This window comes from Rhizobium sp. CFBP 13726 (assembly GCF_014841925.1).
Classification (GTDB): domain Bacteria; phylum Pseudomonadota; class Alphaproteobacteria; order Rhizobiales; family Rhizobiaceae; genus Neorhizobium; species Neorhizobium soli.
This window is the reverse complement of the sequence record NZ_JACYUU010000005.1, coordinates 186,788-212,023: the sequence shown is the minus strand read 5'-3', so window position 1 is coordinate 212,023 and position 25,236 is coordinate 186,788. Positions and strand designations below refer to the sequence as shown.

Below are 25,236 nucleotides of genomic sequence, written 5' to 3'. Positions count from 1 at the left end.
ACATTCCCCGCATGTTTGCAGTTGAAGTTCGCGACCACATGATGATTGCCCATAGCTTGCCACGGGAGGTATTCGGCCCGGCCCAGGCGATGCATGGCGCGACCTTTATTGTCGATGCCGCCTTCATGACCGAAGATCTCGACGAAAACGGGCTCGGCGTCGATATCGGCCTTGCAACGACGGTGCTGAAAGCAATCGTTGCGCCGCTCAACTACCAGAACCTCGACGAACTCGAAATCTTTCGCGGCAAGGTCACCACGACGGAGGTGCTCGCCAAGCACGTCTTCGATCAGCTGAAAGCCGGTATCGCTGCCGGCGATCTTGGTCCGGGTGGCGTGCGCATCCGCCGCCTCAAGGTAACCCTGCATGAAAGCCATGTGGCCCGAGCCTGGTACGAGGCTGCGATTTGAACGCCGCATCAAGGGAGCGACGGCTGGTATTCGCCATCCCCGGCGATATCGACACCCGCAGCGGCGGGTATGGCTATGACCGGCGGATGATCGAGGAGCTTAGGGCAATCGGCTGGACAGTCGAGCACCTGCAGCTTCCCGGCGGCTTTCCGGAACCGAGCGAAAGCGAGCTTGCCGAAACAGCTGAAAAACTCGCAGCCCTCGCCGACGATAGTCTCGTTCTGGTCGATGGCCTTGCATTTGGGGCAATGCCGGCAATTGCCATGGAGGAGGCGACCCGCCTCCGCATGATTGCGCTCGTCCATCATCCGTTGGCACTCGAAAGCGGCATTCCGGCCGGGGTTGCCGAGCGGTTGCGAAAAAGCGAGATGACAGCGCTAGGTGCAGCTAAAGGTGTCGTCGTCACAAGCCCCAGCACGGCGCGAACTCTGGTATCGCAATTCCGCGTGGCGCCGGATCTCGTGCGTGTCGCCGTGCCTGGAACGGAGCAGGCAAAGCCTGCATCGGGCAGCACGGCCGGGGACGGGGTGATAATCCTGTCGGTCGGATCGCTGACGCAGCGCAAGGATCATGCGGCGTTGATTTCAGCGCTCGAGCGCATCTCCGATCGCCCATGGCAGTGCCGGATAGCAGGCAGCGATGACATGGATCGTCAATGCGCTGCCGATCTGCGACGACAGATCGAGGCGTGCGGGCTCTCCGACCGGGTGACTTTGACGGGCGCGCTTGATGATGTGGCGGTCGAATATGCCCAAGCGGATATTTTTGCACTCGCCAGCCAATATGAAGGCTACGGCATGGCCTTTGCGGAAGCCATGGTGCGCGGCCTGCCGATCGTTGGCTGTCGCGGCGGGGCGATACCGGATTTGGTGACTGACGATGCCGGGATCCTCGTGGAACCGGGCGACATTGCCGGGCTCGCCGAAGCTCTGGCGCTGCTGATCGACCAGCCGGAAACGCGACAAGCTTATTCTGCGGGCGCACTTGCCGTGGGCCAGCAGCTGCCCGATTGGCCCGCAACGGCAAAGGTGCTTTCCGACTTCCTGGAGGAAATGCGATGAGTGGCTTCGACACAGTCTGGCTCGATCTGCGCGAGCCCGCGGACAATGCTGCCCGCGATCGCGACCTCCGGCAGGCGGCAATCGAAAGCGTTGTTGTCGCTGGCGACGGTGTGAGGGTCGTCGATCTCGGCTGCGGCACCGGCTCCACCGTTCGAGCGCTAGCGCCCCAGAGCTCGTCCTGGCATTGGCGCCTCGTCGACAACGATCCGCAACTGCTCGAAGAAGCAGCAAACAGGCTCGGCATGTCCGGCCGGGTGGAATGCCTGCAGGCCGACCTCAGCCAGTTGGGACCGGAGCTCTTCACGGGCTCGCGGCTGGTCACCGCGTCGGCGCTTTTCGACCTCGTCTCGGCCGAGTTTCTGGAGCGCCTTTTGCATCTCCTCCGGGAGCGCGACATCGGCCTCTATACGGCGCTCAATTACGATGGCGTCTGCAGCTGGGACATCGCACACGAAGCCGATGCGCTGGTTGTCGAGGCGTTCAATGCGCATCAACGCCGCGACAAGGGCTTTGGACCGGCGCTTGGTCCAACGGCGGAACCGGTCTTGTCCAGACTGGCAGAGGAGGCGGGTTTCAAGGTTCTCACCGGTCAGAGCCCCTGGCATCTCGCCGGAGATCAAGCCGAATTGCAGCGGCAGTTCATTTCAGGCTTGGCAAACGCTGCGGCTGAGACAGGCCGACTGGACGAAAGCGTTCTGGAAGACTGGAGACGGATGCGTCTCGAGATGGCATCCCGTTCCGGCTGCAAAGTCGGGCACTGGGATATGCTTCTCCTCCGCTAAGGCGTCGCCGCCCAGATCACCCCACTGTCGGGGTCGAGAGCAGCCAGAGGCCGAACACGGTATAGCCGACCATCGCGAAGACGAGAAAGATCTGGCTGATCGTCGCGCTTGCCGGCTTCGCGAAATGCTTGAGCGCGATCATGTGGGCGATCAGAATGCCGATGCAGTGCCCGGTGACGATGATCGCGGTCTGTGCGATCCAGAGCTTTTCGACACTGTTGATGTCGATCAGCATCGATGCCGTGACGTGGCGATCGGCGGTGCCGAACAGATCCCAGCCAAGCGCAAAGGGATCCGAGACCGCAGAGTAGAGATATTGCCCGTTGATCAGAAGCAGGCTGAGATAGTGGGCTGCATGGAAGGCAATCGCTATCGGAATGATCGAATAGACCAGATGCGTGATCAGCCCTCGATCAGCGACTAATCGTGCCTCTCCGGCAAGCCGGGCTCCTGATATGACAGCCGTAAAATAGATCACTGCGAGCACCACCGGAGCGGCGATCAAGCCGAACGTATTCGGCAGGGTCACAGCGCTGCGGCCGGGAAATTCCAGCGGGTTCACCCCGATCATCCAGAGCCAGGTAAAGGTCTCTGCAAAGCCATCGAAGGACGCCGTTCCGAGCGTCAGCAGCAGGAATACGGCCGCGCTGATCGGCGGCGGCTCCGCCGCGACGCAGTCTTGCCCCGGCCAGCGGAACCGGACACTCGCCCATATTCCGGATTTCGGCGGCGTGATTTCAAAGGGCGCGATCATGCCGATCATGCGGAAATACACCGAGAAGGGTTCGCCCCGCTCTGTCCAATCTCGCTCTCCGAAAACCAACATGGCGATGAAATTGAGAATCCAGTAGACCGAGACGGCGATGGCGAGACGGGGAGGGTCCTCCGGGGCGAGCGAAACCAGCTCGTACCAGGCAAACATCAGGAACAGGAGGATCGCGGGGATGTAACCGACGGCCTCCGGCAGCTTCAACAGGGGAGCTTCGCCAAGCCTGCCGCCCGTCGCTCGCCGCAGGAGGCGAAGAGGACCCGTCCAGGGATTGAGCCATGGCCACAGGTTTCCAACCAAGGCCTGCACCAAGGTCAGGCCGACCCAGAACAGCGTCCAGACGACAAGCGGCAGCGGATTTTCGAGCGGATCGGCTGTCGAATAGCGGCCGGCGGCGATCAGTACCAGCAGAAGCACGAAGCTCAGAGTGCTGACCATCACGATCGGCGGCACCGGCCGGCGATCGAGCGTGATGGAGGCACTGCCAGCATGTGTGAACCAGCGCGACGGAACCAGCAGCAATGCGACGAAGGTAACTGCGACGACGATCGCGCCGCCTGTCAGGTAATATTCGGTCGGCAGCAGCATCACCAGCCCGCGTTCCGTCCCGTGCGCGCTGGCCGTGCAGGGCATGAGCGTCCACAAGAGAGCTGCCGTCGCCGATGGACAGGCCGGCAACCGGTGTTTTCGGGGAAATGACGGCAACGGGTTCATCCTGCGTCTGGTGGCGTAATCGGCTGAAACATCATGCCGGGATGGAGAAGCGTATTCCATACCACGACATCTTCGCTCAGACTGGGCCTCGTGCCGCTCCTGTCAGGTCTCCTGATCAGCGGAATTCTTTGCTATAGGACATGGTAGGGCTCTTATTGTCGGTGGCACCTGGTAGACCATCGACTATCGCATCAGCATGATGGGCGTCAGTACCGTTGAGAGGAAAATTTCGAATGACCGACAAGACTTCAGCACCGAAATCCTCGGTGACCCGCCGGACGACCCTTCTTGGAATGGGCGCGGCAACGGGTGCGGGCATTCTGTCTTCCGTCTCACCGGGTTTCGTCCGCTATTCGCATGCGCAGACATCCGCCCCCATCAAACTCGGCTTTGAATGCCACCGCACCGGTATCGGCGCATCCTACGGTCGCTGGTACGAGCGTGTCGCACGGGCTGCCGTCAAGATCATCAATGAGGAGGGCGGCATCAACGGTCGTCCCGTGGAACTGATCGTTGAAGACGATGGCACGGATCCGAAACGAGGCGCCGAAGTCGTCGAGAAGTTCGCGACCCAGCATAAGGTCGATGCTGTGTTCGGGACGCTGTTTTCACACGTTGTCGTCGCCGCCGCGCCGCGGGCGGGCGAATTGAAAATGCCCTATCTGGTGGTGTCGGAAGGCACGCACGTATCCTCGGGCAGCCTCAACCGCTATTGCTTCCAGCCCGGCATAACCGACGTCCGCAGCCAGGTGACTTCAGTGGCACCCTGGATCACGAAAAACCTCGGCAAGAAGGTCACGATGATCTTCCCGGACTACGCCTTCGGCTATGACCACCGCGATAATCTTCCGCCCGCCATCAAGGCGCAGGGTGGTGAGGTCGTGGAGATGATCGCCGTTCCCCCGACGGAAACATCGTTCACGCGCTACCTGCCGCGTATTCCCGCAGATACCGACGTGCTCTACCACATCATGGTCGGTCCGGCGGTTCTCACCTTCGTCACCGAGCTCGGTCAGTTCTACGGCTCGCAGCGACCCCAGATCTTCGGCTTCATCGATAGCGTCGAGGCCGTCGATCTTTCGACGCCGCAACTGAGCTTCCTCGATGGGACCTATTTCTGGGAGGGCATGCCCCGCTACGCCCAGAAGGACCAGAGCGAATGGGACAAGTTCTATCGCACGGCAGTCGGCGTCAACGAGAATGGTGCAAGCATCGCCGATCCGAAGGACATCGCCACCTACGCCCATATGTACGGGGTCTGGGAAACGCTGTTCACCATCAAGCAGGCGATGCAGGCAACCGGATATAGCGGCCCGCAGGACAAGGCCAAATTCATCGAAGCCCTGGAAGCGATCGAGACATTCCAGGAAGGCCGCGACCATCCGCAGGGCAACAAGATCTTCAACGGCAAGAACCATCAGGTCTACGGCCATCAGAACATCTCGAAGGTCGAAGGCGGCCGGATGGATGTCGTGCACCGGACCTCGATCGAAGACGGCATGTACGAGGTGACGGCGGACTACACGAAAATGTCGCTCTGACCGGTCTTGTCCGGAGGGATCGGCTGTCAGGTCCCTTCGCTCTTCACCCCGCGTCGTTTTTCCTGTCTAACCGCAGCAAATCAGGCAAGGGGACAGTCGTGTCCGTGCATAGGAGCTAGGGTTTGGCGTTCGGTCCGTTTCTGCTGCTGGCGACATTGGAAGGACTGCTGCAGGCCGCGGTCCTCACATTGACCGCACTCGGCCTGTCTCTGGTGTTCGGCGTCATGCGCGTCGTCAATGTCGCCCATGGCGAATTCTATATGCTCGGCGCGGTCGTTGCCTGGTGGGTGGCGTCGATGTTCTCGCTGCATCCGGCAGTCGGTTTCTTCGCAGCGCTCGTCATCAGCCCGCTGATCGTCGGCGCGATCGCGTTCGCCAGCGAGCGGCTGATCCTGAAGCGCCTGAACTACGATCCGGAATCGACCATCGTCGCCACGATCGGCATGCTCTATATCATCCAGCAGACGGTCCTTTTGACCTATGGTCCGGATGCGCGTCCGGTGTCGGCTCCATTCTATTACCGCATCCAGCTGCCGTGGTTCGGCTATTCCGGTTACAACCTGTTCGTCATTGCAGCGGCGATCGTCTTGCTGCTGGCGGTCTGGTTCGTGCTGAGCCGCACCCGGCTCGGCCTCATCATGCGCGCAACGCAGTTCGATCGCGAAATGGCGCAGGCTTTCGGCATACCGATCGAACGCGTCTATGCCTTCGTCTTTGCCGCCGGCGCCATGCTGGCGGCGGTCGCTGCGGTGCTGATCGTGCCGATCCGTCAAGCCCATTATCTGATGGGGCTCGATCCGTTGCTTCTCTCCTTCATCGTCGTCATCCTTGGCGGCCTTGGCAGTCTGCGCGGCACCGTCATCGCAGCCCTCCTGATCGGACTGAGCGACGGCATCATTTCGATGTTCTTCTCACCAACGCTTGCAAAGATCATCTCGACCCTGCTTGTCGCCCTTGTGCTGGTGTTCAAGCCGGAAGGTCTGTTCGGGGCAAAGGCGCGATGAGAAGCGAAAACACCATCCGCGTCATCGCGCTTCATGTCGGCGTGCTGGCAGCTCTCTTTCTTGTCCAGTTCGTGCTGCCCGATTATCACCACCTCGCCCTGACCCGCGTCATGCTGTTGGCGATCTATGCCATGGGCTACAACATGCTGTTCGGCTATACGGGCCTGCTGAGCCTCGGACATGCGATGTTCTTTGCCGCCGGTCTCTACGGCGCCGGCATGACGGCCTATTACACCGATCTCGGCGTGCCGCTCGCGTTTCTCATCGGAATTTGCTGTGGTGCAGCCCTGTCGCTCGTCATCGGCGTGATCGCGCTGCGCACGACAGGCGTGGCCTTCATGATTGTCACCATGATGTTCGGCCAGGTTGCCTATCTCACGATCACCTACTTCACCGACTATACCCGCGGCGAAGAAGGCCTGACGATGCCGACCTCTGCGCGCAGTTTCGATCTCCTCGGTCTCCACGTCGACCTGACGAATGCCGTCCAGCGCTACAATCTGGCGCTCGGCCTTCTGGCTTTGACACTGCTCGTCATCTTCGTCGTCGTGCGGGGACCAATCGGCAGGGTGCTGATCGCGATCCGCGAAAACGAGACGCGCACGCTGATGCTGGGCTTTGACACATTCAAGCTGAAGCTCGGTGCGCTCGTCCTGTCAGGCACGATATCCGCCATGGCCGGTGCCGCCTACGGGCTGATGTTCGCCTATGTCGGCGCTACCTTTGCCACCATCCAGTATTCGATCGAGGCGCTGCTCTTCACATTGCTCGGCGGTGCCGGAACCGTCCTCGGGCCGCTGCTCGGCTCGATCCTGATGTTCGACATGATCGACATCACCAGCGAATACACGCAGGCCTATCTGCTCGTGACCGGCGTGGCCCTGGTCGTTCTGGTCCTCTTCTTTCCGAAAGGCATTCTCGGGACGATCCGCGAAAGGTGGCTGCCATGGCTTCCGTGAGCCTGCTTTCGACCAAAGGTCTCAGCCGTCATTTCGGTGGTCTGAAAGCCGTCGACCATGTCGATTTTACCATCAGGGAAGGCGAGATCCGCGCGCTGATCGGTCCGAACGGTGCCGGAAAGACGACTTTCGTCTCGCTGCTCGCCGGCCGTATCGCCCCGAGTGCCGGGTCGATCGAGTTCCTGGGCAAGGACATTACCGACCGACCTGCACATAAGCGCGTGCGCGACGGCATCGCCTATACATTCCAGATCACCAGCATCTATCCGACGCTGACCGTGTTCGACAACGTGGCGCTGTCGGCACAAAGCGCTTTAAGGCGTCACCCCGGCTCGAAACGGTCTGATATTGCCGAGAAGGCGCATGAAGCTCTAGGCCGCGTTGGACTTGCGGATCGCAAGGGAGAGAAGGCCGGGACCATGGCCTATGGCCACCAGCGGCTTCTCGAAGTCGCGATGGGACTGGCGCTGGAGCCGAAACTCCTGATCCTGGATGAGCCGACGCAAGGCTTGTCGGATAGCGAGATCGAAAGTTTCTGCCGGCTGGTCAAGGAAATCGCCACGTCTGCAACGGTCCTTTTGATCGAGCACAACATGCCCGTCGTCATGCAACTCGCCGACACGATCACGGTTCTCAACCACGGTCAAATCCTCGCCGAGGGGTCGCCCGGAGACATCCGTGCCAACGCAGCCGTGCAGGCCGCCTACCTGGGAACCGGTTGATATGCTCGAAGTCTCCAATCTCGATGTCTATCACGGCAGCAGCCAGACGCTGCAGGGTATGTCGCTTACGGTGGAGAAGGGCGTGGTTCTCTGCCTGCTCGGCCGCAATGGTGCGGGCAAGACGACGACCCTGCGTGCCATCATGGGTCTCGCAAAGACCGGTGCCGGTAGTATCCGGCTGGATGGTACCGAAATTTCGGCGCTGCCGGCGCATGAAAGGCCACGCCTCGGCATCGGCTATGTGCCGCAGGGCCGCCGGTTGTTCTCCGAGCTGACCGTGCGGGAAAATCTCGAAATCGGCATGATGACGCGGCGCAGTCCGCAGCGCGTGCTCGACGAAACGCTTTCGCTGTTTCCCCGGCTGCAGGAGCGCCTCGGCCAGGTTTCCGGAACGCTGTCCGGCGGCGAACAGCAGATGCTGGCGACCGCGCGCGCCTTATGTCTCGATCCGAAGGTCATCCTTTTGGACGAACCGACCGAAGGCCTGATGCCCTCGATGATCGCCACGATCCGCGATGTCGTGTTGACGCTGCGCAATCAGGGGAAAGCAATCCTGCTGGTCGAGCAGCGGGTCGAGGCCGTGTTATCGATCGCCGACCGCGTCTGTTTCGTCGAGAACGGCAAGGCGCAGGCAGTCATGCCGGTTGAGGCGCTGAGGGCCGATCCGTCTCTTCTGTCCCGCTACGTCGGTGTCGGCTAAAGTTCGGCGATCTTGAGCGGCTCGATCGTGATCACCAGTCAGACCATGCCGACCTGGCCGGAATGCAGCCGGTTGTATGCGCCCCGACGTTCGATGAGGTCCTGATGGGTGCCCTGTTCGGCAATACCAGAATCGTCAATGACGACGATTCGATCGGCGCCCTGGATCGTGGCGAGCCGGTGGGCGATGATCAGCGTGGTCCGCCCCTGCGATAGTTCGGCAAGCGAACGCTGTATCGCACGCTCGGTTTCCGTATCGAGCGCGGAGGTCGCTTCGTCGAGGATCAGGATCGGTGGGTTTTTGAGGAACATGCGGGCAATCGCCACCCGCTGCTTCTGGCCGCCGGACAATTTCACGCCACGCTCACCGATGACCGTATCGAGACCCTCCGGCAGGTTTGTCAGCATGTCCTCCAGACGTGCGCGGTGCGCCGCTTCGACAATGTCGGCCTCGGAAGCACCCAGTCTCCCATAGGCGATATTTTCCCGCAGCGTACCACCGAACAGGAAGACATCCTGCTGCACGATGCCGATCTGCTGGCGAAGGGAATCCTTCGTCATCTTTCGGATGTCGATCCCGTCGATCGCAATGCTGCCCGACACGACTTCATAAAAGCGCGGAAGAAGCGAGCATATGGTCGTCTTGCCGGCGCCAGAGGGGCCGACGAATGCAATCGTCTCGCCCGCACGGATGTCGAGGTTGATCTCCTCGAAGACAGTCTTTGCCGCGGTGTATCCGAAGGTCACGGACCGGTACGCGATCTCGCCTTTCAGGTGATCAACGGCGACCGCATCCGGTGCATCAGCAATATCGGGCTCCGTATCGATCAGTTCGGTAAAACGCCTGAAGCCTGCGATCCCCTTCGGATAGGTCTCAATCACCGAATTGATCTTTTCCACCGGACGAAAGAAGATGCCGACGAGAAGCAGGAAGCCGATGAAGCCGCCCGCCGTCAGCTCGCCTGCCAGCACGAAATAGGCGCCGGTCACCATCACGACCATCTGCGTCAGCCGCATGCTGAGGTAACTCATGGAACTGGTTGCGGCCATCAGCTTGTAGGCTTCCAGCTTTACGCGGCGATAGCTTTGGTTGTCCTTTTCAAACAGCGCGCGCTCGTGACCCTCGTTCGCGAAAGCCTGCACGACGCGCATACCACCGACATTTTCCTCGATGCGTGCGTTGAACTCGCCGATCCGGCTGAAAAGCCGATGGAAATTCTCGGTCATGCGGCCGCCGAAATGGCTGGTTGCCCAGGCGGTCACAGGAACGATGGTCGCCGTGATGACCGCCATCTGCCAATTGACCGAAAACATCAGCAGCAGAGCGCCAATAAAGGTCATCAGCGCAATGAACAGGTCTTCAGGACCGTGATGCGCGACTTCGCCGATTTCCTCCAGGTCCTTGGTCAGGCGCCCGACGATATGTCCGGTTTTCTGATTGTCGAAATAGCCGAACGACAGCTTCTGCAGGTGGTTGAACGCCGCCCGCCGCATGTCTGTCTCGATATTGATGCCGAGCATATGGCCCCAATAAGTGACCACGGCCATCAACCCTGTGTTGAGGACATAGATGACGAGAAGGCCAGCGGACGCGAGGATGATCAGCAGCCATTCCTGGCTCAGCAGAAGCCTGTCCACAAACAGCTTCACCGCCATGGGAAATCCAAGCTCGAGGAGGCCGGACACGATGGCGCAGCCGAAGTCGAGGAGGAATAGGCCTTTATAGGGCTGATAATAGGAGAAGAAGCGGCGAAGCATGCTGACCTGCAGACGATGTCACATCTGGCCTGCAGCGATGCAGGCCAGATGTGAGAACATGAGTAGCCTTCTCATATTCGAAAAGCCGCCGGAAAGGATAGTGCCGTTATGCCACGGCACGCCATTCACTTCGTTCAGGCGGTCTGCATAGTTGTGATCAGCCGCGCCCGAACTCGTCGACGATACGGATGATGTCGTCTTCGCCGAGATAAGATCCCGTCTGAATTTCAATCATTTCAAGCATAATCTTGCCGGGGTTGGCCAGGCGATGGACTTCACCTTGTGGAATGTAGACGCTCTCGTTCTCGCGAACCGTCTGTACGGTGTCGCCAATCGTCACCTCGGCCGTGCCCTTGACGCAGATCCAGTGTTCGGAGCGGTGGTGATGCTTCTGAAGGGAAAGCTTCTTGCCGGGCGTTACGAACAGCCGTTTTACCTGGAAACGATCGCCGTTGAGTATCGAAGTATAACCACCCCACGGGCGATAAGAGGTTGGATGTGTCTCCGTGAGAGCGGAAGTCGCCTTGGCGGCGGCGAGTTGCTTGACGATGTTGCCGACGTTCTGACTGTCGTCGAGGCGGCCGACATAGACGGCATCCTCGCTGGCGATAACGGCAATTCCATCCAGACCCTGTACCGCCATGTGACCATGGCGCGAGAGGACGAGCGAGTTCTTCGTGTTGATCAGCGTCGCGTTGCCGAGCGCGACATTGCCATCGGTATCCTGCTCGCCCAGCTTCCAGATTGCATCCCAGCTGCCCATGTCGGACCATGTGAAGGACGCCGGCACGACGGCGGCATTTGCCGTCTTTTCCATGATCGCATAGTCGATCGAGATATTCGGGCTGGCCGAAAACGCGGCCTCGTCGAGGCGCAGGAAATCCAGGTCACCGGATGCCTTTGCAACGGCAGCGCTTGCCGCTTCCGCAACGGCTGGCGCAAAGCGGTTGAGTTCTGACAGAACCGTGCCGGCCTTGAACATGAAGATGCCGGAGTTCCAGACAAAGCCGCCAGACGCCAACATCTTTTCGGCTTCGGGCAGAGCAGGCTTTTCGACGAAGCGCTTTACTGTGTTCGCGCCGGTCGAAAGCTGGTCACCGATCTCGATATAGCCATAGCCGGTCGAAGGCTCGGTCGGTGTAATGCCGAAGGTGACGAGCTTGCCGCTTGCTGCCGTCTTGCGTGCGGTCTGAATGGCATCGAAATAGGCGTTGCCCGCTTCGATTTCGTGGTCGGAGGCCAGCACCTGCAAGATAGCATCGTCGCCGAACTTCTCGGCGACGAAGGCAGCGGCTGCGGCAACGGCCGGTGCCGTGTTGCGTGCGGACGGCTCCAGCATGATCGCCGTGAGTGGCAGGCCAAGCTCGCGTGCCTGTTCGGCGGCAAGGAAGCGGAAATCTTCGTTGGTGATGACGATTGCAGGCTCATAGAGCGTCTCGTCGGCAACACGCGCAAGCGTGGACTGGAACAGCGTCTGGTCGCCGACGAACTGTATAAACTGCTTTGGTGCAGAAGACCGTGACAACGGCCACAGCCGCGTGCCCTTGCCGCCTGCCATGATTACGGGAATGATCTTACCAACCATAGTCTCGTCTCCACTGACGCTTTTGCTTTTTCGATTTTTCATGAGTTGCGTTCTGCCGCCCAGCGCCGAATGAGATCGAGACCTTGAGCCAACAATTTCGAGGCTTCCTGTTCGTCTTGGGCTTCGACGTAGCAGCGCATTTCCGGAGCATTTCCGGAAGGGCGAAGATGGATGATACGCCCGTCTTCGAGTGTCGCGCGAAGCCCGTCGATGTCGCTTTTCGAAACGACCGAGCCGATCGGTGCAAGGAAAGCCGCGAGGTTTTCGTCGGATGCCCGCAGATTGGCCATCAATGCCGCACTCGTTTCCACCGGGAAGTTTTCCAAGCGGTCTGCCGCTGCAAACGCAAGCGGATGATCGGCAACGATACGCGATAGCGGTTGCTTGGCTTTCGCGAGAAGCGAAAGCGTCGCGATTGCCGGAAGAAAGCTGTCTCGGGTCGGCAACGCCTTCAATGTGCCGCCAGCGACTGTGAAATCGGAGCCGGTCAGTGTTCCGCCATTTGCCTCAAACCCAACGATCTCCGTATCACCGGCGTCGGCGGCCGACTGCATTGCCGCGATCACGAAGGGAGAGCCGACTTTCGTTCTCAAAACTCTGTAGTCGCCGGCGGCTTCTATCTGAGAGTTGGACGTGACCGGCGTGGCGACGACCTTGGCATGAAGAAAGTTCGCCGTGATCAGGCCCAACAGGTCGCCTCTGAGCGGTTGCCCTTTTTCGTCAGAGACAAGCGGACGGTCGCCGTCCCCGTCCGCTGACACGATCGCGTCAAGACGGTGCTGCGGGGCCCAGCTGCGAAGGAAATCAATCGTTTCGGCGGAAACGGCTTCCGTATCGACCGGAATAAAACGCTCAGAGCGTCCAAGCGGTACGACACGCGCCCCCAGCTTTTCTAGGATCTGGACGAAGAGATCGCGTGCGACCGTCGAATGCTGATAAACGCCGATAGTCAATCCGGCCAATGCGTTCGGAGCAAGCAGCATGGCATTGCGTTCCACGAAAAGCGCTTCGGCCTCCGCCCGCTGATCTGCAGCTTCGCCCGCCGTGTCGTCGATCTCTTCGCCAACCATAGAGCCGGCGATCGCCGTGATTCGGATCTCGTCCTGTTTGTCGATCTCGCCATCGGCACGGTAGAATTTGATGCCGTTGCGATCATCCGGGATATGCGATCCTGTGATCATCAGGCAGGCAGCCGAGAGCTTCATACCGTATAGTGCAAGCGCGGGTGTGGGAACGGCACCGCAGTCGATCGCGCAGAGTCCGGCTCGCTGCAGGGCGCCGATACATGTTGCCGATATACCGGGGCTCGAAGCGCGAAAGTCACGACCAACCAAGACCGGATCACCCGGTTTCGCAAGGCCGGCCTCAAGAAGATGGCGCGCGAACGCCGTCGCATAGAGCGCCGAGGCTCTCCCCTCAAGGTCAACGACAAGACCGCGAAGGCCGCTTGTTCCAAATTTCATGATGCGTCTGTTTCGATCGGATGGGTCAATGGTTGCGGGAGCCAATACCATAAAAATATGGGAGGTAGCTATAGACGCCTGCTCGTTAAAAGCCAGAGTATATATTCACATATAGTTAACCGCATTGAGGCGCCGATCTCCACTGTCCATGCAATTTTGCTCATTTTCTAAAGTATAGTTCGAGGGATGTATCGTATGCGTATCAGTGCTATCGAGTATCGCGAGGTTAGAGCTGGGAGCACTCATGCAAGATCGTCAGAAAATTTCGCCGCAGAGGGATTTAAGCTATCAATCGATCGTCGTTTTGCACTGGTCAGCATTCGCGTTGGTGCTTTTGAATTTTGGCGCCGTGCAAATTTCCACTCTCGCGATCTACGGATTAGCAAGTGCTCTCCTGCTTTGTATCGCCGTCTTCGTCCGAGGGATCCCCAAGGCAGGGGAGCCGGCAGTGAAAGCGGCTATCGTATTGGCTCTGGTCGCCTTCGCATGGGTAATGTTCCAGACTACTCCGCTGCCTGAAGCAATCTTCAGTCAACCGTCGTGGAGAGACCTCGTCGAGTTTCAGCTCGATGCTTCCCCGGTAATATCCTTGACGCCTGCGGATGACTGGGCATCGTTTCTTCGTTTCCTCGTGCCGGTTGAGGTCTTTCTGATCGGGATTATTCTGTGCGACAGCGACGAACGAGCGATCGCCACCCTCAGAGGCCTGGCGATAGCAGGAGCAGGTGTCGCTCTTCTCTCCATCGCCCAATTCCTGATCGCACCCAAGACACTCCTCTTCATCGCAAAGACGGCTTACCTCGACAGCCTGACCGGCTTCTTTGTCAATCGGAACACCGCCGCAACCTATTTCGGGATTGTCGCCATCCTGAACTATGGGATCCTTTCGTCTCACCTGCGGTGTGTTGAGGTCCGGCGAATTCTCGCGTCGCTGGATCAAGGCAGGGGTCTTCCATTCGATCAACGAAAGGCAGTTCGAGGAGCACTAAGCTTTGCGATACTGTTTATGGTACCGGTCACGGCTCTTGTGCTGACGAAGTCCCGGGCCGGGGTTGCGGCAAGTTTTGCCGCGCTTCTGTTGATGACCCTGTTGTTCGTGTTCAGATCTTCGCAGAACAAGCATCCTGTCCCTGCGCTTCGAGGTACCGGACTTAGATCCATCCGCGTAGGCGCATTTCTTACAGCGATTGCACTAACCGGCTTATTCGCAGCAGGCTTCCTGTCGCTTTCTGGCAGAGCTTTGCTCCGAGCAGAAGTGCAGGGCGCAAGCGACGGCCGCTTCTGCATCATGCCGGGATTGGTCTCGGGGGTATCCGATCATTTTCCGTTCGGGACCGGACTGGCAAGTTTCGAAACCGCTTTTACAGCGTATCGCGATCCGGACTGCGGCGTCTACACGGTTTGGAATCGTGCCCACGATGTCTATCTCGAAGCAGTCTTCACGTTGGGCGTCGCTGGCATACTCATTATCGCGTTTGGACTGGCCTTTATCTTATCGTGCCTCGTTAGAGGAATGGCAGCGAGGCGTCGCCTTCGTTATGTCCCAGAATCCGGCTTCGCGGTGGTGTTGCTGCTTGTCGTTCACTCCGCTTTCGACTTCTCGATCCAGATCTCCGGCCTCGCCATTTTCGTGGCTGCGACCTTGGCGCCGATCGTCGTTGTCTGCGTTGCCGATCCAAAAGTCGGGTCGAAAAACAGGCGAAATCGAACGATCCAAACAAGTGTGGCGGGGCAATTGTCGTCGGCGCCCAGCCTGCGAGATAAACAGTTGTCTCCTGCTTGAGATATGAAGTTTATCCAAAGCATCTACATTAGTAAGATAAATTCGATTGTAATATTTTATAGCTTAGGCACAATTAATATATATAATTATCAGTTAAATCTGTGATTTATCAGCAACAAAGATTCGTTTCGTTCTGGATTCATTTGTTACTTTCCAATCTAAACTAGAAATAAATAATCTCGTGTGCAAGTTTCGCTTGGGGCTTCTAAGGGGACACACGTGAAAATCAAAACCGCATCGACTTTTGTTCTTGTGGCGACGTCATTCCTGTCGGGATGCACGGCGCTGCCAAACTCTGGACCAGATTCTCGGCAGGTGGAGGCGCAGGCAACTGCAAAGGTTACATCAGCCAAAAAGGCACAGGCCGTCGGGATCGACTATGCTCTCGTCGACATTAGTAAATCTGTGCTTGCTTATGTAGAGGATACAAAGGCGACCTCCCTCAAAGGGGGGTTCGGCGGCGGTCGTGGCGGAGCCCCGAGCTTGCCGCTCGGCGTTGGTGACGTCGTTCAGGTCTCCGTCTTTGAATCCCAGTCCGGCGGCCTGTTTATTCCCAACGACGCCGGGAGTCGTCCTGGTAACTACGTGTCGCTACCGAACCAGACAATCGATCGGGAGGGTACGATCAGCGTCCCTTACGCCGGTCGTATCCCGGCCGCCGGGCGTCCGGTGGAGGACGTCCAGCGACAAGTTGAGGATGCACTCGCCAATCGCGCGATTGAGCCGCAGGTGTTGATCACGAAGGTCAGCAGCCGATCTGCTCAGGTCGCGGTTCTGGGCGACGTACGCTCGCCTGCGAAGATAGAGTTGACGGAAGCTGGTGAGCGCGTGCTTGACGTCGTTTCCGAAGCCGGCGGCCTGAGCTCGCCCGGCATCGAAACCTACATTACGCTGCAAAGACGCGGAAAATCGGCGACTGTCCTTTACGATTATCTGGTCGCCACGCCGTCTGAAAACATCTATGTCGCACCTGGCGACACCATTCTGGTCGATCGTGAACGTCGAACCTACCTTGCATTTGGCGCCTCGGGTCTCAATGGCAGGTTTGACTTCGAGGAATCGAAGCTGACCCTTGGTGAAGCACTGGGGAAGGCGGGCGGATTGCTGGACTCGCGTGCAAATCCGGCGCAGGTCATGCTCTACCGCACAGTCAAGAAAGACTTCCTGGCTAAGCTGGGCGTAGATACCAGTCGGTTCAGCGGCGAAGTGGTTCCCGTCATCTTCAGAGCCAATATGAGAGATCCTTCGGCTCTCTTCGCTGTCCAGAAGTTCCCGATGCAGGATAAGGACACGATCTATGTGTCCAACTCCGACTCCGTCGAAACGCTGAAGTTCCTCAACATCCTGAATTCTGTGACGTCGACTGTCGCTGGTGTTCCGTCGGATGCCATCGCCACCCGCGATGCTGTTCGAGAACTCGCCCCGTGAGTTTTGGCCTCAAATTCACAAGTTAACAGTAATTTAATCTCTCTATTGATGATTTTTTACTTCTGTGCGATGGATTGATTAGTTTAGTAATATTCGGGAGACAGTCATGCATAAGGTTTTTATAAGTAATATTGCAGGTATCGCGCTTGTCACTGCTCTAGTTTCAGGTATTGCTGACCTTTCTTCGGCTCATGCACAGTCGGCTTTGCCAACGGCGGGATGCTTCGTCGCGCCGGCCCGGATGTCTGATGCCGAGATCAGCGCGTTTCTCGCAGCTCCAGAAAGTCTGTTGTCGCAGTTCTCGTCTGGCGGACTTCCACTGTCCAATCAGGCTCGTTCGCTCGCCGGATCCAGCGCCGACGCACTGTCCCCGCTGATTGCCATCGCTGCAAAGGCCAATGCCGGTCAGGCTGCCGCGATCGGCGCGGGGCTTGCTCGTGCCGCAAGGGCCTGCGCTACCGTCAATCCCGAATATGCCTCCCGTATCCAGGACGCTATCGCGGACAGCGGCAATCGCGCCCTCGAGACAGCGTTTCTCGCGGCCAACAGCGAAACGCAGACTGCGTCTCTTGGCGGCGGCCTCAGCGGTGGCGGCTCGGCAACCGGTGGCGCTGGCGCGATTGGCGGCGGCGGCACGCCGGGTGGCGGCAGCAATGGTGGCGCGGGAACGACTGCGTCGACCGGCTCGGGCTCGTCCAGCTTCTCTTCCGGCGGCGGTAGCGGATATTACGCGAGCGAAGACGGCGGCTCGACGACGATCGTCGAAGGCAGTTCGACCACGGCGTCGTTCTGAGGCGGCTACTGTCTGGCATTTCATTGAGCGAGGTTTTTCTTGCAGATTCATAACAAGAGTTTCTCTGGTGGCCTGCAAGGCGACGATGTCGATTTAGAGCGCTCCGTTCAAGGAATTGATTTCGACGCTGTTTTAGCGATCGCCAGACGACAATGGATGATCGTAGCGGCCGCAGTGGCGGCCGCTATTGTCCTAGGATTGGCGTATATATTCACGGCAGTTCCTCTTTATACGTCCAACGTCAGCGTCTTGATCGACCAAGGCAATAGAGAAGTCGTTCAGCAGCTTTCGACAATTGGTGGCGTGGTCGACGACGAGGGTTCCGTTCTCAGTCAAGTTGAACTCCTGAAATCGGACACGATTGCCATGTCCGTCGTGGATAAGCTCGACCTTACGAATGATGCGGCGTTTGCGAGTGCCGGAGGGTCTGTCATTGGAACAATGGCCGGAACGCTCCGGTCGCTGGCAAATGTCTCTTCGTGGTTCGTTGTTGAACCCGAAACCAGCGATCAGGTGGAGGCGAAACGCCGCGCCGCTGCGAACACGCTCCTTTGGAGCATGGAGATCAGCCGCGTTGGTCGCACTTATGTTTTGAGCATCAGCTACACCTCTCCATCGTCTTCTCTCTCTGCGAAGATCGCCAACGCGATCGGAGAGGCCTATCTGGTTGACAAGCTCAATTCGAAATATGAGGCAACCAGGCGCGCAAGCGGCTGGCTGCAGGATCGCATAGCCGAACTGCGCCAGAAGGCTTTGGACTCGGATCTTGCCGTCCAGAAGTTCCGCAGTTCCAACGGCCTCGTTGCTGCCGGCTCGGTTCTGGTTGCTGACCAGCAGTTGTCCGAACTCAACAGCGCATTGATCGTCGCGCAGTCCGATACCGCAAAAGCTGAGGCGCGCCTGCAGCGGATCGCGCAGATCATCGCTTCGGGCCAAGGAGACGCGATCGTTACGGATGTTCTCGACAGTTCCATTTCCAACGAACTGCGCCAGAAATATCTCGATGCCTCCAAGCGGGAAGCGCAGATATCCGATCGTCTCGGAGTGAATCATATTCAAGCGATCAGGCTGCGCAGCGAAATGACGGAATACAACCGTCTGATGTTCGAAGAGGTCAATCGTATCGCCGAAAGCTACAAGAGCGATCTCAACGTTGCCAAGGCCCGGGAAAAGAGCCTGACGGATTCGGTCGCGCAGGCCACAGGCATCAGCGCCACCGCGAGCGAGACCCAGGTACAGCTGAGAGAACTCGAGCGGGAAGCTGACACCTACAAGAACATGTACCAGACCTTCCTGCAGCGGTATCAGGAGGCCATACAGCAACAGTCCTTCCCGGTCACCGAAGCACGTATCATCACGCGAGCGGCTGCACCCGACAGTCCGAGCCATCCCCGCAAGCCATTGGTACTGGCGCTGTTCGTGATCATCGGTGCCGCGGTCGGGAGTGGCCTTGGCGCGTTTCGCGAGTTCCGGGACCGTTTCTTCAGAACCGGCGAACAGGTTCGCGACGTTCTCAATCTGGAGTTTCTGGGCATCGCGCCAATAGTGGCTCCCGGAAAGGCCGTCGATGCTCCGGATAGCTCTGACGGTCGTGGCTTTGGCCAGGTTCGAAAGACCCATGCCGTTTCGAATTACGTCATCGATCACCCACTCTCCGCCTTCGCGGAAACGCTTCGAAGCGCCAAGATTGCTGCAGACCTCGCGCTTACCGGCAAGAGTTGCAAGATCATCGGCGTCGTTTCGTCATTGCCTGGAGAAGGCAAGTCAACGATTGCGGTGAATTTTGCCGAGTTGCTGGCGGGGCAAGGAAACAGAACCGTCCTGATCGACGGCGATTTGCGCAACCCGGGCGCGACGCGGGCGATCGGGAGACATGCGGAATCCGGCCTTCTCGAAGTGCTCATCGACAACAAGGATCCGCAGTCGCTTTTCCTCCGAAACGATCGGACTAAACTTGCGTTCTTGCCTGCAGTTGTCCGTCACCGCATTCCGCATTCGTCCGAACTGCTGTCGTCCGCGCGCATGCGTCAGGTGCTCGCAGACATCAGCAATACCGCAGACTATATCATTATCGATCTGCCGCCTCTTGGCCCGGTCGTCGATGCCCGCGCCATTGCAGGCCGAATTGACGGGTTCATCTTCGTCACCGAATGGGGCAAGACAGCACGCCGGGTCGTTCGTCAGGTTCTCGCTTCCGATCCCTATGTCCGCGACAAGTGTCTTGGTGTCGTGCTGAACAAGGTCGACCAGGAACGGATGAAGCTCTACCGAGCCTATGGCTCCAGCGAATATTATTACTCGCGATACTCCCAGTACTACCAGGAAGGCTGAGAATGACGCGGCGTGGTCGCAGACCGCTTCTCATCGGAGCGGTCGTCCTGCTCTGCATGGGAAGCCTGGCGATCTCGGTAACACAGGTCTCACGCTACGCCCGGTTCGGGACCATGCGACACATCGCGGCCCAGATTGAACGCGACAGACCGGTCTCGCGGGAGTTGCTCGAAGGAACTCTACCGCAGATGAGACTGCTTCTCAGAGACGATGTTTGCCAAAGCGAATTCGTCAAAGCAGCTGTAACGGTTGCGCTCGTCCGGCTGGATACGCAAAGCCCGGATGTCGATTACGACAACTGGTCGAGCGCGCTTGGGGAGGCAGAGACCGTGGTGCGCTTTGCGCTTCACTGTCGCCCGAGTGATGGAAATTTCTGGGTCCGGTATGCGATGGTCAGGCAAGCGGTCGGGGAACAGCCAGAGGAAATCGCAAAGCTCGTCACGCTGTCGCAGCTTTACGCCCCCGCAGAAGAAAACACGATTGCGGCGCGGTTCCGATTGTACAATCGCCTGACGCAGCCGAGCCTTACCCTCGCGGCAGCACCGCTGAAAGCGGATCTTGCGGTGGTATGTTCCTTGAAAGGCGCTGCCCTGCGGCGGCGTTTGCCTTTGGCGAACCCAGTCCTTGCCCTTGAGGTCCTATCTTACGCGCAAGATTGTCATCTCGGTCGATCGTTGCGCGACAAAACGGGGAGATAGATTCGTCCATCCGGACCGGGCGTCAGATCGTTCGAGGACGGTCGGTCGCGACCAGTTCTAGAAGGAACAAGTGAACCCGGTTCGCCTCCGCCCTGTTTTTCCTTCCGAGAGCGGAGGACCATTCCGCATGATCCCGGCTCACTCTTGGGGGTAGAGACACGGACCTCGTCAGCGATCAGATCCATTCATTCTGCGGGGGGCGCTCCTCAGATGCTCCGTCGCCGGCCTATTTCCACACGGTCAAACACGGCTTCCGTCATCCAGTTTCCCGAGAAATGCAGAAGCACTGTTGCGATAGGCCTGCTGCGTTCCTGCCGACATCCGTCGCCATGACGCATACATCTGCGCCAAACGGTGGTTGCCCGACAGTGACTCGGCATTACGGGCGAGGAAATCCCAGTACAAGGCGTTGAAGGGACAGGCTTTCTCGCCAGTTTTCTGCGACACGTCATACCGGCAGCTTTCGCAGTAATTGGACATACGAGAAATATACGCGCCGCCTGCGGCGTATGGCTTGGAGGCCATAAACCCACCGTCGGCAAACTGGCTCATTCCGATCACATTGGGCAGTTCAACCCATTCGTAGGCGTCGGCATAGACTTCCAGATACCAGCGATGGACCGCGTAGGGATCAAGACCTGCCAGCATCGAGAAATTTCCGACCACCATCAGACGCTGGATATGATGCGCGTAGGCATGGGTAATCGTCTGTTTGATCACTGTGGACATACAGGCCATGTCCGTTTCACCGCTCCAGAAAAAGTCCGGCAGGGGACGGGATGCGGCGAAGAAATTGCTTGTCTCGTATCCCGGCATTTTCAGCCAATAGATGCCGCGGATATATTCGCGCCAGCCGATGATTTGGCGGATGAAAGCCTCGACCGCATTCAGCGGCGCGTGTCCTTCGAAATACGCGCGCTCCGCAGCCCGGCATAGTGCGAGCGGATCGAGCAGTCCAACATTGATGTAGAAGGAGAGAAGCGCGTGGTTCAGGAACGGCTCTTCGGCCAGCATCGCGTCCTGCGTTTCGCCGAAATTCGGTAGGAAATCGCGGATGAATCCATCGGCTGCCTTCTCCGCATCGGTGCGGGTCACTGCAAAAGAGAAATTCTCCGTCGAACCCATATTGTTCGGGAACGTGCGCTCGACGAGCGCAAGAACCTCCTGCGTTGCTGCGTCGGGCGGAAAGACATGATGCTTCGGGCGAAACAGGTCGGGTTTGGCAGGTTTGCGATTTTGACTGTCGAAATTCCACCGGCCACCTTCGGGGTGGTCACCGTTCATCAACAGGCCGGTCTTGCGCCGCATGTCCCGATAGAAATACTCCATCGTCAGAGCCTTGCGGTCCTTGGCCCAGGCTTTGAACTCCGTCGTCGAACAAATAAACCGCGTGTCCTGCCGCACCTCTACCGGCAGATTTACCAAACCTTGCCAGTCTTCCATGGCCGAAAGAACGCGCCACTCGGCAGCTTCGGTGACGATGATCGATCGGGGTGACGTCTCTGCAATCGCGCGCAAAAGCTCGGTCGTGAAGGAGCCTGAATTGTCGCGATCATCAAGCCGCACGTACCGGACGCAGAAGCCTTTCGCACGCAGCTCATCGGCAAAATGGCGCATTGCGGAAAAGATGAAGGCGAGTTTCAGTTTGTGATGCTCGACATAGGTCGCCTCCTCCACCACCTCGCACATCAGGACCATATCCTGCGTGGGATCGGCACCCTCAAGGCTCGATACCGACAAGGATAGCTGATCGCCAAGAATGAAAATGAGGTTGCGGGTTGGATTCACGGCTCCTTTGATCCTCTCCTATAGTGACGGATACCGTGCCTTTCCGCCAAACCCCTGCAAGAGCAGAGGTCGGGATCGAAGAGGGAGCATGTCGATCTTGTCTATCCGGTGAATGCCGACGGGGTCGAAGCGTTGCATTGCTATACGCGAAAATCACAGGCCAATGATGACGGCGCGAGTGTACGCGCCGCCGCCTCCCATTTCGCTCGTCGATTGTCCATTCTCTGATCGGACCGCGAGCTGTGCGCAGACAGGCTTGCCCGTCGGTCCAGCCCCGAGTTCGAACGCTCCTCACGCCGCCCCGCTTTATTCGCGAAGGCTACTGGTCCAGCACCTTCCGTATTTTATCGGCAAGCTGATCGAGGCTGAAGGGTTTTTGCAAGAGGTGCGTTCCCCCCTCCAGCACGCCGTTATGGACAACGGCGTTGCGGGTGTAGCCAGTCGTATAGAGAATATTCAATTCCGGCATCAGAACCTTGGCGGCGTCGGCCAATTCTCGGCCTGTCATCCCCGGCATCACGACATCTGTAAACAACAAGGTCGGCTTGAGACCTGCCCTGATCAAGGTGAGCGCCTGCTCGCCCGATGCGGCTTCGACGACGGTATATCCCAGTTCCCGAAGCGCCTCGGTGGAGAAAACGCGCACGCGCTGGTCGTCCTCTACGACAAGGATCGTCTCGGAAACGCTGCCCCGGCCCGGCTGCTTGACGACGCCCTGGATGTTTACGGGGGCTTCAACCTCACCGTGATGCCGCGGCAGGTAGATCTTGATAGATGACCCGACGCCCTCTTCCGAATAAATTTTGACGTGCCCGCTCGACTGCCTGACGAAGCCGAAGATCTGGCTTAGTCCCAGACCCGATCCCTTGCCGACCTCCTTGGTGGTGAAAAACGGATCGAAAGCCTTCGCCATAACCTCGGGCGTCATCCCCGTTCCGGTATCCGATACGGCAATCATGACATATTGCCCGGCTGCCACTGCATTGTCCTGCGCGTATTCGTCGGAAAGATACGAGTTTGCGGTTTCGACCGTCAGGTTGCCGCCGCGGGGCATGGCATCGCGGCCATTCACGGCGAGGTTGAGAATGGCGTTTTCCAGCTGACTGCTGTCGGCATAGACTTTCCACAGTCCGGCCGCCAAGACGGTTTCCACGGAAACATGCTCCCCGAGCGTGCGGGTCAGCAATTCCGACATTCCGGCAATCATGCGATTGGGGTCGATCACCTCCGGCTGAAGCGGTTGCCGTCGCGAGAAAGCGAGCAGGCGGTGCGTCAGTGACGCAGCTCTCGTTGCGCCATCCTTTGCGGCCTCGATGTAGCGGCCGACATCGACCTCACCTCGCGCCAACCGCTTTTCGAGCAGGCTGATCGAACCCAGTATGACGGCAAGCATATTGTTGAAGTCATGCGCGATGCCGCCCGTGAGCTGGCCAACGGCTTCCATTTTCTGCGCCTGGCGCAACTGGTCCTGCGCGTCGACCAGCTTCGCGGTTCTTTCTTCCACTTCACGCGCCAGTTCCTCGCGGGACTTCGACAGAATATCGCGTGCATCGACGATGTCCTGGATATCGGTGCATGTCCCGAACCAGCGGCTGATTTCGCCATCCTCCTTCCGCACAGGCTGCGCGCGGCCGAGAACCCATCGATAGTTACCGCTACGATGTCGGAGGCGGTACTCGATGTGGTAGGGCTCTCCTGTGACGAGGCTGCGACGCCAGGTGGACCAGGCGCGATCCTGATCGTCAGGGTGGAAAACGCCGTTCCATTCCTCGCCGTCTGTCGAGCCTTGCGGGACGCCCGTGAAGTCGTACCAACGCTGGTTGTAATAATCGTGGTGGCCGTCGGGTTGCGTGGCCCAGATCATCTGGTCGATCGAATTGGTGATCGCACGGAAGCGTTCCTCGCTCTCCCGCAGCGCGATTTCGACAACGCGGCGATCGGTGATGTCAAATGACACACCCGGAAACCGCAATGGTGTACCGTCCGGCGCAAGCGTGACGCGGCCTTGGGCAGTCACCCACCGGACGGAACCATCCGCGTCGACGAGCCGGTATTCCTGCGAAAATATAGTGCCCGTCTTCAGCGCTTCGTCGATCGCGGATTGAAGGGCCGGCAGATCATCGGGATGAACCAGACGGAAAAAAGCACCGATCGGAGCGCCGCTGGCGGCAACGCTCCGCTCAACGCCGTAGATCTTGGCAAATCGCGCGTCGGCCACCACGCTGTCGTTCGGGATGTCCCAGTCCCACGTCCCGACAGTCTCTGAGGCGCCGAGTGCGTATTCCAGTCGCTCTTCGCTCGCCCGCAACGCCCGTTGCGCAGAGAGGCGGGCGGTCGTCTCGGTACCTTGGTTGAAAACCCCGACGACACGACCTTCCGCCGAAAAGATCGGTGCGAAGCTGTAGTCCCAATGCGTATGCTGAACGCGTCCGCCGCGAAGCATCGGCAGCATTTGATCGGCCACACGAAAACCCTTGCCCGTCTCGACGACGGCCATGAGTTGCGGTTTTATGATATCCCAGATGTCCGCCCAGACGGTCGACGCGGGGCGACCCAATGCCCACGGGTGTTTCTCTCCAGCGATCGGCGACCACGCATCGTTATAAAGGAGACGCATTTCGTCTCCCCAGTAGATGGCAGTTGGCAGATCGGTATTGAGGCACAAGGCCAGCGTGGTCTGCAGCTCTATCGGCCAGTCCTCGATAGGTCCTAAGCTGGTTGTGCTCCAATCGACCGCGCGAATCCGCGAAGCCATTTCGCCTTCTATCTCTGAAAGGATCTGCATCACGTCAGAGGCTCACTGGCTGTTCGGCACATGAAGGCTACGCTCATTTCAGTTTAATGGCTTCAGTCTGGAGATCGGGTCTAACAGAAAACGGGAGGGGTGGGGAGACGGTGTTTGACGCGTGGAGGATAGTGGCCACAGTCTGTGTTCAACCTCTAAGGCG

The 25,236-nt window shown here is 58.8% G+C and carries 19 protein-coding genes; 13 read left to right on the top strand and 6 right to left on the bottom strand.

Annotation, left to right across the window (positions count from 1 at the left end; all coding sequences use genetic code 11):
• Positions 1–11 precede the first annotated feature (11 nt).
• From IFT66_RS20065 to IFT66_RS20055, 3 genes are read left to right on the top strand one after another with little or no spacing between them, the layout of a single operon-like run.
• Positions 12–410 (top strand): 6-pyruvoyl trahydropterin synthase family protein, encoded by a 399-nt coding sequence (locus IFT66_RS20065; RefSeq protein WP_062458601.1) that lies wholly within the window; start codon positions 12–14, stop codon positions 408–410.
• Entirely contained in the window at positions 407–1,471 is a 1,065-nt protein-coding gene (locus tag IFT66_RS20060; RefSeq protein ID WP_249406519.1) for a glycosyltransferase family 4 protein, read from the top strand. The genes IFT66_RS20065 and IFT66_RS20060 overlap by 4 nt, the downstream gene beginning before the upstream one ends.
• Entirely contained in the window at positions 1,468–2,253 is a 786-nt protein-coding gene (locus tag IFT66_RS20055; RefSeq protein ID WP_192078687.1) for a class I SAM-dependent methyltransferase, read from the top strand. The genes IFT66_RS20060 and IFT66_RS20055 overlap by 4 nt, the downstream gene beginning before the upstream one ends.
• Before the next feature lie 16 nt (positions 2,254–2,269).
• Here the strand turns inward: IFT66_RS20055 and IFT66_RS20050 are convergent, their stop codons facing one another.
• Positions 2,270–3,700: a hypothetical protein gene (locus IFT66_RS20050; protein WP_207105890.1), complete on the bottom strand. Its 1,431-nt coding sequence runs from the start codon at positions 3,698–3,700 to the stop codon at positions 2,270–2,272.
• 269 nt (positions 3,701–3,969) lie between these two features.
• Here IFT66_RS20050 and IFT66_RS20045 point away from each other — a divergent pair, with 269 nt between their 5' ends.
• The 5 genes from IFT66_RS20045 to IFT66_RS20025 all read left to right on the top strand — a co-directional run bounded on the left by IFT66_RS20045 (position 3,970) and on the right by IFT66_RS20025 (position 8,662).
• The gene (locus IFT66_RS20045; protein ID WP_192078685.1) at positions 3,970–5,277 is read left to right on the top strand and encodes an ABC transporter substrate-binding protein; all 1,308 of its coding nucleotides are present in this window, start codon (positions 3,970–3,972) and stop codon (positions 5,275–5,277) included.
• A 122-nt stretch (positions 5,278–5,399) separates the two neighbouring features.
• The gene (locus tag IFT66_RS20040; RefSeq protein ID WP_192078684.1) at positions 5,400–6,281 is read left to right on the top strand and encodes a branched-chain amino acid ABC transporter permease; all 882 of its coding nucleotides are present in this window, start codon (positions 5,400–5,402) and stop codon (positions 6,279–6,281) included.
• Entirely contained in the window at positions 6,278–7,240 is a 963-nt protein-coding gene (locus tag IFT66_RS20035; RefSeq protein WP_192078683.1) for a branched-chain amino acid ABC transporter permease, read from the top strand. Before IFT66_RS20040 ends, IFT66_RS20035 begins: the two co-directional genes overlap by 4 nt.
• Positions 7,228–7,962 carry an ABC transporter ATP-binding protein gene (locus IFT66_RS20030; RefSeq protein WP_113110128.1) on the top strand — a complete coding sequence of 245 codons (735 nt, stop codon included), beginning with the start codon at positions 7,228–7,230 and terminating at the stop codon, positions 7,960–7,962. The genes IFT66_RS20035 and IFT66_RS20030 overlap by 13 nt, the downstream gene beginning before the upstream one ends.
• A gap of 1 nt (position 7,963) precedes the next feature.
• Positions 7,964–8,662 (top strand): ABC transporter ATP-binding protein, encoded by a 699-nt coding sequence (locus tag IFT66_RS20025; protein ID WP_192078682.1) that lies wholly within the window; start codon positions 7,964–7,966, stop codon positions 8,660–8,662.
• 38 nt (positions 8,663–8,700) lie between these two features.
• Here IFT66_RS20025 and IFT66_RS20020 read toward each other — a convergent pair whose 3' ends face one another.
• The 3 genes from IFT66_RS20020 to IFT66_RS20010 form a co-directional block, all read right to left on the bottom strand.
• Complete coding sequence (locus IFT66_RS20020; protein ID WP_192078681.1) at positions 8,701–10,419, bottom strand: ABC transporter ATP-binding protein; 1,719 nt, start codon at positions 10,417–10,419, stop codon at positions 8,701–8,703.
• Positions 10,420–10,576: 157 nt separating this feature from the next.
• On the bottom strand, positions 10,577–12,004 hold the full coding sequence (locus tag IFT66_RS20015) for a mannose-1-phosphate guanylyltransferase/mannose-6-phosphate isomerase (RefSeq protein WP_192078680.1): 1,428 nt from the start codon (positions 12,002–12,004) through the stop codon (positions 10,577–10,579).
• Between the two features lie 38 nt (positions 12,005–12,042).
• On the bottom strand, positions 12,043–13,467 hold the full coding sequence (locus tag IFT66_RS20010; RefSeq protein WP_192078679.1) for a phosphomannomutase: 1,425 nt from the start codon (positions 13,465–13,467) through the stop codon (positions 12,043–12,045).
• A gap of 244 nt (positions 13,468–13,711) precedes the next feature.
• Between IFT66_RS20010 and IFT66_RS20005 the strand changes: the two genes are divergently transcribed.
• From IFT66_RS20005 to IFT66_RS19985, 5 genes are all read left to right on the top strand, one after another.
• The gene (locus tag IFT66_RS20005) at positions 13,712–15,250 is read left to right on the top strand and encodes an O-antigen ligase family protein (RefSeq protein WP_192078678.1); all 1,539 of its coding nucleotides are present in this window, start codon (positions 13,712–13,714) and stop codon (positions 15,248–15,250) included.
• Positions 15,251–15,475: 225 nt separating this feature from the next.
• Positions 15,476–16,678 carry a polysaccharide biosynthesis/export family protein gene (locus IFT66_RS20000; RefSeq protein WP_192078784.1) on the top strand — a complete coding sequence of 401 codons (1,203 nt, stop codon included), beginning with the start codon at positions 15,476–15,478 and terminating at the stop codon, positions 16,676–16,678.
• 241 nt (positions 16,679–16,919) lie between these two features.
• The gene (locus IFT66_RS19995) at positions 16,920–17,471 is read left to right on the top strand and encodes a hypothetical protein (protein WP_062458645.1); all 552 of its coding nucleotides are present in this window, start codon (positions 16,920–16,922) and stop codon (positions 17,469–17,471) included.
• A gap of 72 nt (positions 17,472–17,543) precedes the next feature.
• The gene (locus IFT66_RS19990; protein WP_249406530.1) at positions 17,544–19,802 is read left to right on the top strand and encodes a polysaccharide biosynthesis tyrosine autokinase; all 2,259 of its coding nucleotides are present in this window, start codon (positions 17,544–17,546) and stop codon (positions 19,800–19,802) included.
• A 2-nt stretch (positions 19,803–19,804) separates the two neighbouring features.
• Positions 19,805–20,500: a hypothetical protein gene (locus IFT66_RS19985; protein WP_192078676.1), complete on the top strand. Its 696-nt coding sequence runs from the start codon at positions 19,805–19,807 to the stop codon at positions 20,498–20,500.
• 240 nt (positions 20,501–20,740) lie between these two features.
• On the opposite strand, the gene IFT66_RS19980 is transcribed toward IFT66_RS19985, so the two are convergent.
• Together IFT66_RS19980 and IFT66_RS19975 are read right to left on the bottom strand one after the other, a co-directional pair.
• Positions 20,741–22,288, bottom strand: a complete 1,548-nt coding sequence (locus IFT66_RS19980; protein WP_192078675.1) for a cryptochrome/photolyase family protein — start codon at positions 22,286–22,288, stop codon at positions 20,741–20,743.
• A gap of 319 nt (positions 22,289–22,607) precedes the next feature.
• Positions 22,608–25,043 (bottom strand): PAS domain-containing protein, encoded by a 2,436-nt coding sequence (locus IFT66_RS19975; protein ID WP_192078674.1) that lies wholly within the window; start codon positions 25,041–25,043, stop codon positions 22,608–22,610.
• Between the last annotated feature and the right edge of the window lie 193 nt (positions 25,044–25,236).